The organism is Cobetia sp. UCD-24C (assembly GCF_001306765.1).
GTDB lineage: Bacteria > Pseudomonadota > Gammaproteobacteria > Pseudomonadales > Halomonadaceae > Cobetia > Cobetia amphilecti.
On sequence record NZ_LJTD01000004.1, the window covers coordinates 69851 to 85873 of the forward strand.

Below are 16023 nucleotides of genomic sequence, written 5' to 3' on the forward strand. Positions count from 1 at the left end.
CCGTACACGGGTTGGCGAACCGGCACTCTAGGAAACCGGCAGACCCGGAGGTCTCCCACGCACGACCGCCATAACGCATGGCAGACACAAAAAAAGCGCCTGTCATGGTCTGGGGCGCTGATGCGCCTAGAGGTATTCGAGTCGCCAAACCCGACCGAGGATTTTGCCTCGATAAACCAAATCTAGCAGATGAAAGAGAGGTCGTAAATATCACCCATCGGCAAAAGAGGCGTCTATTCGAAGTTGGCCTCAATATCGTGAAAATTCGTCTCTGGCGTGGCACGTTGCCATGGCATTCCGTCGAGGGAATCGGGAGAATGCTGCCTTTCTTTCAGCCGCGTAGCGAATCGATAGTCATGACGGAGTTGGTGGATCGGCCCTTGGCCGGAATTGTTCTCAGATTGCTGTCTGGTGTGTTGTTCACCGGCATGATGGTGTGTGTGAAGGCGGTCAGCGAGACGGTGGAAGTGGGGCAGACGGTGTTCTTTCGTTCGGCCTTTGCCTTGATTCCGATCATGATCTTCATGATGTGGCGCAAGGAGTTCCCGCGTGGTCTGGCGACCCGCCGACCGGGCGGGCATCTGCTGCGCTCCGGATTCGGTGCGGCCGCGATGTTTGCCTCCTTTGCGGCGGTGGCCTTGCTGCCCATCTCTGAGGCGACGCTGCTGGCACAGCTGACGCCGGTCATGATGGCCGTGGGTGGTGTGGTCTTGCTGGGGGAGCGGTTCAGTCGCCAGCGGGCGTTGGCGCTGGGGTTGGCCTTGGCGGGAGTTCTGGTGCTGATTCTGCCGTCGCTGAACCTTGAGAGCAGTACCGGCAATGTGACTGGCTACGTGCTGGGGGTACTCTCGGCACTGCTGACGACTGGCGCGTTGTTGACGGTGAGGCGAATCTCGCGTACCGAGACGGCCGGAGCGATCGCCTTCTATTTCATTCTGGTCTCGGCCTTGGCAGGCTTGGCGACGCTACCGATGGGATGGGCGCCGCTTTCACAAGAGGCGCTGGGGCTGTTGGTCCTGTCGGGATTGTTCGGGGGTGCCGCGCATATCTGCATGACACTGGCATTGCGCTACGCTGAGGCGTCCCGCCTGGCACCCTTCGAGTATGTCGCGTTGCTCTGGCCGATTCTGGCGGACCTGCTGATCTTCCATGCCCCCATCTCGAGTGGCTTCCTGTTTGCCCTGCCCCTGATGCTGGCAGGAGCAGGGCTGGCCGCCTTCGAAGGGCGTCAGGTCAGATGGCCTCTTCGACGATGAGCTGTGGCTGCCCCTGGGAGCAGGGCTCGATGCGGGCAGCCACGCGATAGACCTCACGCAGTCGCTCCGGGGTGACCACCTCAGCGGTTGGGCCGCTGGCGATGAGGCGGCCGTTCTGAAGCAGCATGGCCTGGTCCGTGAAGCGCAATGCCTGGCCCAGATCGTGCAAGGCGGCAATGATCAGCATGCCTCGCTCGCGGGCGAGGCGGCGCAGAATCGTCAACAGCTGCAGCTGGCGATGCAGATCCAGTGCGGAGGTTGGCTCATCCAGCAGCAGAATCTCGGGTGACTGCACCAGCGCCTGGGCGGCACCCACCAATTGGCGCTGGCCTCCACTCAGACCACTGATGTCCCGCTCGCCCAGCGCGCTGATTCCCAGATCGTCCAGTGCACGCTCTACCTCTGCCATGTCCTCAGGCTGAACCTTCAGGCTGCGGCCCTGCATGCGCGCCAGTAGTACCGATTCATAGACCGTCAGCACGGCATTGACGCCGGTGTCCTGTGGCATGTAGCCGATGGGGCGCTGGCGAGTCGCGCCCTCGACGCGTGCCTCTCCACCGCCGTCGATCAACCCGAGGATGCGCCGGAACAAGGTCGACTTACCGGCGGCGTTGGGCCCCAGCAAGGCCACCACCTGGCCCCCTTCGAAGCAGGGCGTCGTGACCTCCGCCAGAATCTGGCGGCGACCATAGTGGGCGGACAAGCGATCAAGCGTGAGCGTTACCATGAGGAAGACTTCTGTCGCAGGATGAGGAACAGGAAGAAGGGAATGCCGACCAGTGAGGTGATGATGCCGATCGGGATCACCGTACCCGGCAGGATGATCTTCGACAGCACCGAGCCGATCGAGAGAATCAGCGCCCCGCACAGGGCAGAGCCGGGCACGAAGAAGCGTTGATCTTCCCCCAGCAGCAGGCGTGCGATATGTGGACCGACCAGACCGATGAAGCCGATGGTGCCGACGAAGGCGACGGCGATGGCAGCCAGTAGCGAGACCAGTACCAGCACTTCCAGGCGCAGCGCCTTGGGTTTGACGCCCATGCTTTCCGCCTTGGTATCTCCCAGACGCATGGCCGTCAGTGCCCAGCCATGACGTGCCAGCAGCGGCAGCACGATCGCCAGAACGCCGAGCGAGACCCAGAACTTGGGCCAGGTGGCCTTGGTCAGGCTGCCCATGGTCCAGAAGACCACGGCGGCCACGGCCTGTTGGCTGGCGAAGAACTGGATCAGGGCCATCAACGAATTGAAGATGAAGACCATGGCAATGCCGAGCAGCACGATGGTCTCGATCGTCACGCCACGCTTCATGCTCAAGGCGTGGATGAAGAAGGCCGTGATCATGGCCATGACAAAGGCATTGATGGGGACCACATAATCGATGGCGGCGGGAATGATCGCGACGCCAAAGGCCAGTGCCAGCGCGGCACCGAAGCTGGCCCCGGCCGAGATGCCCAGGGTGAAGGGACTGGCCAGGGGATTGCTCAGGATGGTCTGCATCTGGGCACCGGCCACCGACAGGCTGGCACCGACCACCAGCGCCATCAGGGCGACGGGCATGCGAATTTCCCACAGGATGACTCGCACTTGATCACTGACGGAGTCTGGTGAGATCAATGCCGCGATGACCTCATCAAGCGGGAAGCGTGCCGGACCGAGCGACAGGTCTAGACACAGACTCAGGAACAGTGCCACGCCCAGTGACACCAGAATCAGCTGTCGTTTGACCACCGAGGCGCGGTAATGGCTCCCCCCTTGCGAGAGGGGAGTGGAAGAGGTGACATCATTCATCTTTCAGCGATACCCAGTAGCCAGGTGCGTAGCCCACGGGCAGGAAGCGTTCGTGCAGTTCCTGCATGGTGGCTTCCGGATCAAGATCGGCAAACAGCTCCGGATGGAACCACTTGGCCATCTTCTGAACCGCCACGAAGTAGTAGGGGCTGTTGTAGAACTGATGCCAGATAGCGTGGAAGTTGGCGTCGTCCACGGCTTGAATGCCTGTCATGGCGGTGCGCTGAGTCAGGGCCTGGAGCTTTTCGCGAGCGAGATCCTGATCAGCCCCCGGACCGACACCGACCCATTTGCCGCCCGGGACATAGGCGTCCCAGCTTCCCCCTGTCACGACGACATGCTCAGGGTTGGCGGCGATGATCTGCTCGGGGTTCAGGGTGCCGAAGGTGGAGGGAATGATGCCGTCGGCAATGTTGTGGCCGCCGGCCAGGTCAACGTATTCGCCGAAGTTGCCCGGCCCGAAGCTCATGCAGCAGTCGTCGGAGTAACCGCCGGCGCGATCGATGAAGACGTCAGGGCGCTGTGGGTCCTGCTTCGCGATGACATCGGTGACGCGAGCCATCTGCGCTTCGGTGTAGGCGATGAACGCTTCGGCCTTGTCTTCCTTGCCCAGCAACTGGCCCATCAGGCGCATCGACGGCGTAGTGTTCGCAAGCGGATCTTCGCGGAAGTCGACGTAGACGATCGGGATGTCCAGCTGTGCCAGCTTGTCGTCATAGGCTGCGTCCTCGGTTGCCTGACGGGCTTCCAGATTCATCAGCACCACATCCGGCTTCAGGGCTGCTGCCTGCTCGACATCGAAGGTGCCATCCTTGAAACCACCGAAGGTCGGAATCTTCTCGAGTTCGGGGAAGCGCTTGGCATAGTGGGCGTAGTTGTCCGGGTCGGCTTGAGAGAAGTCCTCACGCCAGCCGACTACCTTGTCGAAGGGAGCCTCGGGCTCCAGCGCGCCCAACAGGTAGACCTGGCGACCCTCGCCCAGGATCATGCGCTCGACCGGGGCGTCGAGGGTGACTTGCCGGCCGGCAACATCTGTCAGAGTGATCTCATCGGCGACAGCGCCGAAGCTGGAAGCCAATAGCAGGCCGCCGGCTGTCATGGAAAGCAGAGGCTTCATGTGTGACTCGCTGGGAGGGTAAGGAAAATTCATCGGGCGCGTTGTCGCCCGCACGGCTGTGATCGATGCGGAACAGGTTGCATCTCATTATCATCTGCGTTGCGATTATGAAGTAATTCCCGATGAGCGTCGATATGGTCCCTGTCGTCTCGTTTTTCGTCGGTGTCGTTACCTGGCACTCCAAGAGGCAACGACATTGTGTGATGGTGTCGGCCAACGGCACCGGCCCCAGCAAGCGACGTTGTTTGGGGCCGGCGAAGGCGGAAGAGGGGGGGAGAGAATCGCGGTCAGCAGCACCTCACACCACGGGGATGGCCCCTCACACGGCGAGCGCTGCTTTCTGAACGTGTTGTGTCAGCAGTCCCCTCAGATGGCCAAGGCCACCAAGAAGCGAGAGACCATGTTGTAGGCGGCAACCGTGGCGACGGCCTCGACGGTCTGCTGTTCACCGAACAGGGTCTTGAGGGTCTCGATGATGGCGCCATCGACTTTCACCTGGCGGGTTGATTGATCCGTCAACGCCAGCAGTGCACGTTCCTCTTCATTGAAACGCGATGACATGCCTTCCTCACGCAGCGCGTCACATTTTTCCTGTGTGCCGCCGGCCTCCAGGTAGGCGGGTTGGTGTACTTGCCATTCAAACTCGGCCCGATTGAGCACGGCTACGCGACACATGATCAACTCGCGATATTCCAGGCTGAGCGTGAAGTCCTTGCGAACACGGCCTAGCAGCCCATTCCAGCCCGTGGCCAGTGGCACACTCTTGAGCAGATAGCGATCGATCCCGATAAGCTCTCGGTTGGGGCGGCGTGCTTGCATGCTTGCCAGCAGGTCAGCAGGGACGGCATCGCCGTCTTGCCAGAGAGTGACACGCGGTTTTGTCTCAAGACCTGCTGCCACCGAGGGGGAGGCGGAGAGGGTGGTGCTTGATTGCGGGAAGGAGTTTGACTGTGACATGAGGCTTCCTGTGTCTAGAAAATGTCATGCCTCGGGTCGCACGCATGTCGTGGTAGTGCTTGTCGCAGGGCGGGGCAATGATGGTGGGAAGTGGTAATATGCGGGGATGGGCGATGCAGTAGGCGCATCGCCACGTGTGAGCTCTGAAACGGATTGCCTGGCTGAGCAGGTCAGTTGGTGCGATGTGGCCAGGGGCATGACCCGGTGGTCATTTGGCCGCGAAGATTTCCTTTACTTCCTTGTCGCGTACTTTCTTCGCCATGCCGGTCAACAGCACCTTGAACAGCAGGCCACTCACCAGGGTGGAGAGCGTCAAGGTGAAGAAGCCGGCCAGGATGCAGTCCACCAGCACAAATCCGCTGTTCGTCAGGGTCGGGTGATAGAACACCATGCCAGCGAAGACCACCCAGTGGCTGATGCAGAAGAAGCATTGGAAGAGGTGGCCGGTCATGTGGCCAAAGCATTGTGCGTACTGACGCAAGGGCGCGAACAGTTCACCTTGGGTGATCGAGATTGCGATGCTGCTGGCTGCCAAGGCCATCACTAAGCAGGTCCTCGGGGGAAAATACGGTAGTCATGGGGATCCTTGTGTGTCTTCGTCAAAGTGACGAGTGGGGAAAGTGAGTGGGTCGTGCTCAATGTCTGTCGATGCGGGTGTCTGGTTATCTCTCAGCCTTCTGTCTAGCGTGCGCTCAGCATCCGCTCGACACCTCGGGTGGCGGCATCGAGGGCGCCCGCAAGGTGACCCGGGAATCGCGGTGACCATTCACTGGCGATACCGAACAGACGTTGCTGCCAAGGGCCTTCATTTGCCTCCAGCAGCGGCACCGAGACATGGGATGCCACGTCTTCCAGATCTGCCGGGCTCACGATGAAGGGTGAGGTTGCCCAGTCCTTGAGGTATTCCTGCCGAGGATGTGCCGCCTCAGCGCCGAACAGGCGCGCCAGCTGGGATCGACAGTGCTGGCGTAATGCGTCCGGCGTGATCTGACGTCGGTGACCTGCCGGGACTCCCACGAACCCGAAGAGTGCACCCGAGCCTTCCATTGGGCTGGCATCGTGAATCTCCACCATCGGGCCACGCGCGCTGCGTGCGACGCCGGACAAGCCGGCCTAGCGCCAGAAAGGACGATCGTAGACCGCGAGATACTTGGCATGGGGCGCCATCCAGGTCGCGGACTGCTGCCACTGTGCCGTCATGGCACTCGGCAGTGCCGGCGTGAACTGGATATGCTGGAGTGCCTGACGTGGCGGGACAGTCAACAAGACCTGCCCCACTTTGCAGGTCATGCGTTGCCCGGTGTCATTCTCGCTGTTCAGCGCAACCCCGTCTGGCAAGCGCTCGAGATGACGGACGATCTGTCCAGTCAGTGCCTTGTTCGCGGGAATATCGCGACGCAGCTGCTAGATCAGTGTTTCGACTCCGCCGGTAAAACGCATGGCGGTCAGTAAATTCCAGTGGATAACCACCGTGATGAGCAAGATGATGGGGCAGGTCAATCTCGTTCGGATCGGTCAGCACTATATTGCCGAGGGCGGTTCATTCACTCTTATCAGCGGCATTCTCAACGTGAAGCCGATTCCCATGGCCATCGCGGATGCCACCACCAGCGGTGCCATTGACACCGTCGTCAAGTGCGTCGCCTATGAGCTGCCGCGTGGCGTGCGTATCAACGCCATCAATCTTACTGTGCTGGAAGAGGCCTGGGAGGCGTATGGAGAGTTGATGCTATGCGTCATCCCGCTCAAGCAGATCTTGAGAGGGCCAGCTTGCGCCCGCACACTAGGGGAGACTCAGTTTGTCGCCGAAAGGGGAATGATGCCGAAGTCTTTCGAGAGTGCGGCGATTTCACTGCCATCCTTATGCAGCAACCGGTCGACGCTGACGTGGCAGGTCACTTCGCAGACACCACTTTCGGCATCGACGTAACTTCTTATGCTTTTCTTCATGGCCCCTTCAATGAGGACTTGCTTGAGCTCTCCTTCCAGCAGAAGCGAGATAGGCAGTCGGATGGTTGCGCCATCGTGAGGGATATCCTGCGTGCTCGCGATGGGGAACCAGTGTGAGTAGGGAGGGCTGTCTTCGGGAATATACTTCATGAGGTTCTGATAGACAGTGCCGCCCGATAACAGGAAATCAAGAAAGTACTTCATGGTGTCCCTCCCGGGAGATGTGCATCGATTCGAGGTGATGAAGGCTCATGACACTGGTTCCTTTAGCATGTCGGGGGAAGGGCGGGCCGGTATCATCAGCTTCAGGTGGTGATGTCCGCCATCCAGCGGCAAGTGGACTTCGCCTGCTTCACACAGGGTGGTGTCCCCATTGAGGTGTGCCTCTGTCAGGGTGAGGTCTTCCAGGGTGGAGTGCTTGATTTCCACGGTGTAGTGAGTCGATAGCATGCTGATGGTGGCCGTGAATCCCGGCCAGCTGGCAGGCAGGTTCGGGGCAATGATCAGCACGTCCCCTGCGCGACGGATGCCCAGGATGCCTTCCAGTCCCGCCCGATACATCCAGCCAGCGGATCCCGTATACCAGGTCCAGCCGCCACGACCCTCATGGGGGGCGATGGAATACACATCGGCAGCCACGACGTAGGGTTCTACCTTGTAGCGCGCCGTGTCCTGTCGAGACAGCGCATGATTGATGGGGTTGAGCAGCGAGAACAACCGAACGGCGTTATCGCCCTGTCCCAGCTGTGCATAGGCCAGAATGGCCCACATCGAGGCGTGGCTGTACTGGCTGCCGTTTTCCCGCAGTCCAGGGGGGTATCCGCTGATGTATCCCGGATCTCGCTCGGGATGATCGAAGGGCGGCCAGAACAGCAGTGCCAACCCGGGGTCGTGGCGAATCAGCTCTTCATCCAGTGATTGCATGGCCTGCAGGGCATGGCGTGGGTCAGCGGCCCCGGACAGGACTGCCCAGGACTGGGCTATCGAGTCGATACGACACTCCTCACTCTCCCGAGTGCCAAGCCAGCTTCCGTCGTCGTAGGTCGCGCGCCGGTACCATGCTCCGTCCCAGGCATGCTGTTCGATGGCCTCACGCACCGAGATGGCATGGGCACGCCAGCGTGCCGCTCGACTCGCTTCCCCCTCACGGCGTTCCGCATGAGGGGCGAAGAGGTCCAGGGTGCGAATCAGCAACCATCCCAGCCAGACGCTTTCTCCCTTGCCGGCTTCTCCCACTCGATTCATGCCATCGTTCCAGTCCCCGCCGCCGATCAATGGCAGGCCGTGCTCCCCCGTCAGTGTCAGGCATTGATCAAGGCCACGCGCACAGTGTTCATACAGCGTCGCCGCCGTATCCGCGATCATGGGCTGGAAGAAGGCGTCGTGTTCATCACTGCCCAGCAGGGGGCCTTCCAGGAAATTGACGGACTCATCCAGCACCTCGATATCCCCTGATGTCAGGACATACTGGGCGCAGGCATGCGCCAGCCATACGCGGTCGTCGGATATGCGGGTGCGGACGCCCTGACCTGAATGCGGCAACCACCAGTGCTGCACATCACCCTGCACGAACTGGCGTGATGCGGCCCGCAGCAGGTGATGGCGTGTGGTGTCTGGACTGGCGAAGGACAGCGCCATGCCATCCTGCAGCTGATCACGGAACCCATAGGCGCCACTGGCCTGATAGAAGGCAGAGCGAGCCATGATCCGGCAGGCCAGGGTCTGATAGAGCAACCAGCCGTTGAGCATGATGTCCATGGCGCGATCCGGGGTGGAGACCTGCACGGCTTCCAGTCGATCCTGCCAATACGCGGTGACGGCGGCGAGCTCGGCATCAAGATCAGCCTGTCGATACTGATGTATGAGGTGCCTGGCGTCTTCACGTGAATGACTCTGCCCCAGCAACGAGACGATCTCGACACTTTCTCCGGGGGCTAGTTCGATCAGGCACTGGAGTGCCGCACAGGGATCCCAGCCAGCCCCGATGGCACCGGACAGGGGAGTGTTCCCGGTGAGAGCGGCGGGAGCGGCGTGGTGCCCCCCATGCCCCAGGAACTCGCAGCGGTCTGTCGTGAATGACGTCTGCAGGCCACAGAGATCAGCGAAGGCGATGCGCCCGGCAAAGTTCATGCTCCAGGGATTGCTGGTCAGCAGTGCGCCAGTGTCATCATCCTTGCACGAGACGACGAAGGGAGCGGATGTGCCGCGGGCGAGTCCCAGTGCCCATTCGGCATAGGCGGTGACAGAGAGTCTGCGCGACCGATCAGAGCGATTCTCCAGGGTCATGCGCGAGATGCGGAGGGGGTCGTTCAGCGGGACGAAATGTATCAGGTCCACGGCAATACCCTGTGCTTCGTGTTCGCAGCGGCTATGACCAAACCCGTGGCGAGCGACGTAACGTCCGTTGTCGTTGATCGGCGAGGCCGTTGCCGTCCATACCGCCAGGCTGTCTTCATCGCGTAGATAGATGGCATCACCGCAAGGATTCATCACGGGGTCATTGGACCAGGGCGTGAGGGGGTTCTCGCGGCTGTTGTCCGCCCATGTGTAGCCCGCCCCTTCTGCCGATACCTGAAAACCGAAGCCTTCATTGGCGATGACGTTGAGCCACGGAGCGGGTGTGGTGCATCCCTGCTCCAGAATCGTCACGTATTCCTTGCCGTGCTTGTCGAAGCCGCCCAGGCCATTGAAGTACTCAAGCGCTGCGGACTCGTCTTGTCGGGTGGCGGTGTGCTGCGCGGTGGGAGGCGTGGCCACCTCAGGGGATGCCGGGACGGGCGCGGGGAGCTGGATCGGCGGTATCAAGGCCAGTTGATCGGCGAGCGGCCCACGCTGAGCCAGCAGCATCACTCTGGCCACGGACTGCAGCAACAGGCGGGAGGCAAGGTTCATCAGGTCCGCACGCAGGACGATGACGGAGCCTTGATCGTGCCCTTCATGGATGCGCGGGCGTGTCTGGCTACTGTTGACGGCCGCCTCGATCGCTTGCTGGAGATCCTGGACGTAGGAAGAGGCACGCTCATTGACGATCACCAGATCGACCCCGAGACGCTTCATTCGCCAGTACTCATGAGCGCGCAGCAGCTGACGCACCTGTGCCATGTCGTCGATGGCATCGATGCGCACCAGCACGATTGGCAGGTCTCCGGAAATGGCCAATGGCCAGAGTGCGGATTGTGGCCCTGCTCCGCGGGCCATGGTGTCTCGTGAGGCCCTGAAGCGCGCGTCGGCATACAGGATCGGCGCGGTCAGGCGCTGGAAGTCCGTCGCTTCTTCCGGCGTGATGCCCAGGTGATGGAGCTGAACCTGAGCCTGGGTCCAGGCCAGTGTCTTGGCTCGTTCATAGGCACTGCGGTCATGGTGCTTGTCGACGAGATCCAGCAAGGCCTCACGGGTGTCCGCGACCACCGTCCAGAACGCGATCCGGGTGATCTTGCCCGGCGGGACCTTCAGACAATGTCGCAGGGAGAATACCGGGTCCAGCACGGTGCCCGTGGTGTTGGTCAGGAGGTGCTCGGCCTGCAGAGCGGTCGCTGTGCGTACCGTGCGACCCCTGCCGATGAAATGCGCCCGGTCCGTCTCGTACTGGAGGTCGCTGAGGGTCTCGCCTTCCACGACCGCGAAGTGCGCCGCCCAGATTTCATCATCATCCGGACTGCGACGGCGACGTGTCGCGACCAGCGCCGCGTATTCTTCCAGGTACTCGGTGACCACGAACAACTTGGCAAACGCCGGATGGGCATTCTCGGTTGCGGGCGCCGTCAGGACCAGCTCCGCATAGGAGGTCACGTCAATCTCGCGGGCCGTTCGCCCGCTGTTGATGAGCGAGATGCGCCGGACTTCGCTGTCATCCTCGCCAGAGACGAGGATATCCAGATGCGTGGTCAGGCTGTCCTGGCGATGGGTATAGCGAACGTAATCCTCGGCAAAGGTGGCTTCGTGATCTGCCGGGGCGAGCGCCTCCTCATTTGTCTCACCCGGCAGGGAGTCACTGGCCATCCAGAGGGCTTTCGTCTTGCGGTCGCGCAGGAAGACGAAACTGCCCAGATGATCGCAGGTGGCATCCTCCAGCCAGCGACTGATGGCGATATGCTGCCAGCGGCTATAGCCCGCTCCGCTGGCCGTCAGCATGATGCAATAGCGCCCATTGGAGAGGAGATGGGTGAGATGCGCGCCCACCAGACGCTGTGTGACATGGCGGATGGCACGGCTTTCACCGAGCGTCTCGTTCGGGGCCGACGCGACCTCCTCGGCGCGAGGGTGGGTGATCGACATGTCGCGCGGGACACGCTCCTGCAGCAGCAATTCGCAGGCCTGGATGATCGGTTCTCGATGGAAGCGTTCGCGCATGTTCCCGTCGTGAAGCGCGTTGGCAATGGCGACGATCGTCATGCCTTGATGGTGGGCCATGTAACTGCGAATGATCGCGAAGCGCTCGCCTGCGGAGACGTGGGTGAGAGTGAAATCGAGCGCCTCATAGAACCCGTGTCGTCCCTGGGCGCCCATTTCCTGCAGCGACAGGAAGTTCCGGTATGCCCCGACAGCGTCCACCATCGTGGCGAGGGCAGTGGCATAGGGCGCGATGACCAGATTGGCGGACAGCCCCCGTTTCAGCCCCAGGCCCGGGACGCCGAAGTTGGTGTACTGATAGGTGAAGTGGCCATCGCGTACGTTGTACGCCGATTCGGAAATCCCCCATGGCACCTTCAATGCGCTGGCATAGGCGACCTGTCTGGCGACGGCCAGACGGTTGCTCTGTTCCAGAAGGCTGCCTGCCGGCGCGCGCATCACCAGCGACGGCATCAGATATTCGAACATCGAACCCGACCAGGAGATCAGTGCCGAGCCATTTTCCAGCGGAGTGGCCGTGCGCCCGAGGCGGAACCAGTGGCGTGTCGGGGCATCCCCCTTGGCGATCACGAACAGACTGGCGAGGCGGGCTTCAGACGCGAGCAGGTCGTAGCAGCTGCTGTCGAGGATGTTGCCCTCTACCGAGTATCCGATTGACAGCAACTGACGTTCCGGTGCGAGCAGGAACGTGAAATCCATCTCCAGCGCCATGTGTCTGGCAGTGGAGGCAATCTCGTGGAAGCGTGCCATCAGGCGTTCACGAGGGTCGGGATGGTGGATCATTCTTGCATCATGGCAATGTTCGGCAATCGAGGTGCGCATGGCACCGATCCAGTACAGCAGGTCCTCGGCCCAGGGAGCGTGGACGTGTCGCAGCACCTCATGAGCCAGGTGGGTGGCGTGATCCGCAAGAGGATGCAAGGCGGGCAGCTGTTCCATGAATCCTTCGGAGGAGCTCGCCTGCAAGTGGGCTTCCATCGCGGCGATGCCGGGACGCAGGCGCGTCATCTGCTGAGCATGGGCCGAGGGGGCCTGCGCGAGGCATTCATGTACCAGACTCAAGTGGTCCATGATGCCCTGATGAAGATTCCCCGATGGCAAGGTCTTCGCCCAGACGTCGCAGGCATTGGCGACGACCAGCAGATGTCCGGCCAGATTGCCGCTATCGACCGATGAGACATATTTCGGGTCCAGCGGCCTGAGATCTCGAGTGTCATACCAGTTGAAGAGGTGTCCGCGATGCTTTGCCAGCGACTGCATCACCTTCAACGAGGTGTCCAGGCGTTCCGCACTCTTGTTGGCACCCAGCCAACCGAAATCCCGGGCGGCCAGAATGGAGATGAGATACAGGCCCATGTTGGTGGGCGAGGTGCGGTGCGCGATGACGGGCTGAGGCGTTTCCTGGAAGTTGTCCGGCGGAAGCCAGTTGTCGCGCGCGGTGACGAAGGTCTCAAAGAAGCGCCAGGTCCGGCGAGCGATCAAGCGTAGCTCGCGGTTCTCCTCCGAGGACAAGGCGGCCTGCGGGGCAAGACTTCTTGAGCCGCTGACCCATTGCGCTATCGCCGGGGCGGCGAGCCACAAGGCGGCGAACATCACCACCACCGGCCAGGTCTCTGGGGACTGGCTGAGCACACCGGCAGCGGCGCACAGCGCAAGCAATGTCCCCGGCGCCATGCTGCGATAAGCGCCACCCAGTGACAGTCGCGGCTGCCCGGAAGTCTGAGCTGCGGTGGTCCACTCGAGAAGGTGGCGGCGAGTGATCGTCAGACGCAGCAAGGTACGCCCGATGGCATCCAGCATTCGCCAGGCCTGGTCTGGCAGGAAGGCAATCCACAGCAGTGTCTGGGAGGCGGCAAGCGTCAGGTCATTGCCCCATTGCTGGAAATAGTGCCGCAGATTGATGCCGGAGCGCATTGGCACAAGCGACAGCACGAGAGGGATCAGCGGCGGGGCGGCGATCACGATCATCACACACAGCGTGCCCAGCAGAGCGGCGGAGAGAGGCAATCCCCAACTCACGACCAGAAACGACAGCAGTAGCGGCGCCAGCAGTGAGCGCCGCAGGTTGTCCATGAGCTTCAGTCGTCCGGTCCATGGCATCTTGCGTGACACGATCCATGGCAGCAGCTGCCAGTCACCACGGGTCCAGCGGTGGGTGCGCTTGGCTGAGACCTCATAGCGGCACGGGAAGTCCTCGATGACCTCGATGTCTGACGCAAGACCGGCGCGCGCGAAGACCCCTTCGAACAGATCATGGCTGAGCACGCGGTTGTCCGGGACGCGCCCCTTGAGGGCTGCCTCGAACGCATCGATCTGATAGATACCCTTGCCGGCGAAGGACCCCTCGCCCAACAGATCCTGATAAAGATCCGAGGTGGCGGCCGCATAAGGGTCTACCCCGCCGGGTGCCGAGAACAGGCGCTGGAAGAGGGAACCTTGTCTGCCCATCGGCAGGGATGGCGTGACACGGGGCTGAAGGATGCCATACCCCTCCACGATGCATTGGCGGTGCTTATCGAACCGGGGATGATTCAGAGGATGCGCCATCTTGGCGATCAGCTTGCTTGCGGCCCCGCGAGGGAGGCGAGTGTCCGCATCCAGCGTGATCACATAGCGTACCCCGGCCGGTATGCGTTCAGTGGGCAGGAAGGTGGTGTCGTCTGCACCGCGCAGCAGGCGATTGAGCTCATGTAGCTTGCCGCGCTTGCGCTCCCACCCCATCCAGCAGTGTTCGCTGTCATTGAAGACCCGGCGACGGTGCAAGACGAGGAAGCGGGGAAATCCCTCATTGTCGCCATGGCGCAGATTCAGGTCCGCAATGGCCGCGTTGGCGAACGATAGCAGTCGAGTGTCTTCTGGCATGACGTCATGCGCCGCATCCACGCCATCGGTCAACAGGGCATAGAAGATCGAGCCTCCACCGCTGGCCAGATAGTGCACTTCCAGGCGCTCTATCTGCTCCTGGAGATCAGCCTCGCGGGTCAGCAGGGTCGGCACGGCGATCAGGGTGCGCAAGTCAGGTGGTACGCCCTCGGACAGGTCGAGACTGGGCAATGGCTGCGGCCCGACACAGAAGATGATGAGACGACTGACCAGCAAGGTCGCAAGCTCAGTGGCAGGCAGCAGCCCCAGCAGGCCGAGCAGCCACATCCATCCAGCGCTGAATGCCTCCGAGGACAGTGACGCGATGCCCTGCAAGGCCATCCACAGCAGCGCCGCGGTGGTCAGGATGATCAGGCCGACATAGCCACTGATGCCTCCTGCGATGCACCAGTGGCGAAGGTGTTGGCGCCCTGTACGTCGATACCCGAGGGTGTCTTCAAATGCCTTGCGTCCCGCCGCGATCAGCACATACCCCGGGTCACCTCGTCGCGCTGACTCATTGGCATCCTCGGTGGCGCTTGCCGCCTCGCGAGCCGCCACCAGCGCGCATTGGGTGATGTGAAGCTCACTGTGCTCAGAGCCACGTGCCAATTGCTCGATGGCACTTCGATAGCTGTTGCGGGTCGGGAAATCGAGTGTGGAGAAACGCGGAGCGTCCATGAGGCGAGCATTGACCAGGCTGAGGCTTTCAAAGACATCGGCCCAGTCAATGCTCGAGACGAAGTGCATGCTGGTAATGATATTGCGGACGGTGACGTTGGCGGCGCCCTGACGCTGCTGAGCCCGTTGTACCAGCTCATCGATGGAGGAGCCCTGCAGACGGACTCGACGCTCCAGCCAGCTCATCATGGGGTGAGTGCGCGTATCGATACCGCGCAAGCGCTTGGCCAGCTGGGCGACGAAAGGTGCTGTCAGCGGTGTCTTGCCCTGAGGCAGGGTGGTGGGGTCCAGAGTGTGATGCTGGCTTTCGGGAATCAGCCACTGACTCGCCAGGGTGTCGGCGTCATTGCGTGCCGTCTGTTCATTGACGATCTGCTCGGCAAGCCGGCGAAGGTTCTCGATCAGCACGATGCGCAGCGTGATGGCCACCGCCCATAGCTCACCGATCGTCAGGGGTTGAACGCGCTGGTAGGCCTGGATGAAGCCATGAAGCGTGTCGAGGTCGAGATGGCTGTCAGTGTGGACCACAAAGGCCCAGGCAATCCCGAAGACACGGGGGTATCCCGTGAAAGGGCCCTCGGCCAGCTTGGGCAGCTGGCGATAATAGCCGGGTGGCAGATCATCACGGATCTCACGTACCTGCGCCTCGATCAGATGATAATTGTCGAGTAGCCATGTGGCGGCAGGGACGATATCGCGGTCTTCCGCGACTTCCTTTGCACTGGCGCGATACGCTTTCAACAGTACCTTGGCGTTGTCTTCAAGGCGTCTCGACAGTGGCAGGACGCGAGAGGGGGTTTCCGTCACGTTCTGTGCCAGCGCAAGGCTTGAGGCGTGCTGTTCAAGACGCTCGATGCTGAACAGCTCGCCTCGCACCGGAGCAGTGTCATGCCAGGGGGATGTCGGGGGATAAGCGCGGAATATCCTGCCTGAGAAAAGGGTCACGAGCGCTATCCTGGTCGATGCGCGAGTCCCGGTAGGGCGCGCGGAAATCCATCACCAGACAGTATGCGATAGCCTTGTGCTTTCGTCGGTTCGCTAGCGCACACAACCCCGACTCCG

General features: G+C 61.6%; 8 protein-coding genes and 1 pseudogene. 2 read left to right on the plus strand and 7 right to left on the minus strand.

The features are described from left to right. Positions 1 to 356 precede the first annotated feature (356 nt). A complete protein-coding gene (locus tag AOG28_RS06810) occupies positions 357 to 1256 on the plus strand; it encodes a DMT family transporter (RefSeq protein WP_054556094.1) in 900 nt (299 codons plus the stop codon). Here the strand turns inward: AOG28_RS06810 and AOG28_RS06815 are convergent. The 6 genes and pseudogenes from AOG28_RS06815 to AOG28_RS18640 form a co-directional block, all read right to left on the minus strand. Then, positions 1234 to 1983, minus strand: a complete 750-nt coding sequence (locus AOG28_RS06815) for an ABC transporter ATP-binding protein (RefSeq protein WP_054555806.1) — start codon at positions 1981 to 1983, stop codon at positions 1234 to 1236. The two genes, AOG28_RS06810 and AOG28_RS06815, sit on opposite strands and share 23 nt — an antisense overlap. Beyond that, positions 1977 to 3044, minus strand: coding sequence for a FecCD family ABC transporter permease (locus AOG28_RS06820; protein ID WP_054555807.1), 1068 nt, complete (start codon positions 3042 to 3044; stop codon positions 1977 to 1979). Before AOG28_RS06820 ends, AOG28_RS06815 begins: the two co-directional genes overlap by 7 nt. After that, complete coding sequence (locus tag AOG28_RS06825) at positions 3037 to 4161, minus strand: ABC transporter substrate-binding protein (protein ID WP_054555808.1); 1125 nt, start codon at positions 4159 to 4161, stop codon at positions 3037 to 3039. Before AOG28_RS06825 ends, AOG28_RS06820 begins: the two co-directional genes overlap by 8 nt. A 366-nt stretch (positions 4162 to 4527) precedes the next feature. Further along, the gene (locus tag AOG28_RS06830) at positions 4528 to 5118 is read right to left on the minus strand and encodes a carboxymuconolactone decarboxylase family protein (protein ID WP_082388431.1); all 591 of its coding nucleotides are present in this window, start codon (positions 5116 to 5118) and stop codon (positions 4528 to 4530) included. A gap of 208 nt (positions 5119 to 5326) precedes the next feature. Further along, positions 5327 to 5659 (minus strand): DUF1360 domain-containing protein, encoded by a 333-nt coding sequence (locus tag AOG28_RS06835; protein WP_054555809.1) that lies wholly within the window; start codon positions 5657 to 5659, stop codon positions 5327 to 5329. A gap of 140 nt (positions 5660 to 5799) precedes the next feature. Beyond that, positions 5800 to 6519, minus strand: a pseudogene (locus AOG28_RS18640) (FAD-dependent oxidoreductase). Positions 6520 to 6556: 37 nt separating this feature from the next. On the opposite strand from AOG28_RS18640, the gene AOG28_RS18645 reads away from it, so the two are divergent. After that, positions 6557 to 7048 carry a hypothetical protein gene (locus tag AOG28_RS18645; RefSeq protein ID WP_235506973.1) on the plus strand — a complete coding sequence of 164 codons (492 nt, stop codon included), beginning with the start codon at positions 6557 to 6559 and terminating at the stop codon, positions 7046 to 7048. A gap of 269 nt (positions 7049 to 7317) precedes the next feature. Here AOG28_RS18645 and AOG28_RS06850 read toward each other — a convergent pair whose 3' ends face one another. Beyond that, positions 7318 to 15906 (minus strand): GH36-type glycosyl hydrolase domain-containing protein, encoded by an 8589-nt coding sequence (locus AOG28_RS06850; protein ID WP_054555811.1) that lies wholly within the window; start codon positions 15904 to 15906, stop codon positions 7318 to 7320. Positions 15907 to 16023 lie beyond the last annotated feature (117 nt).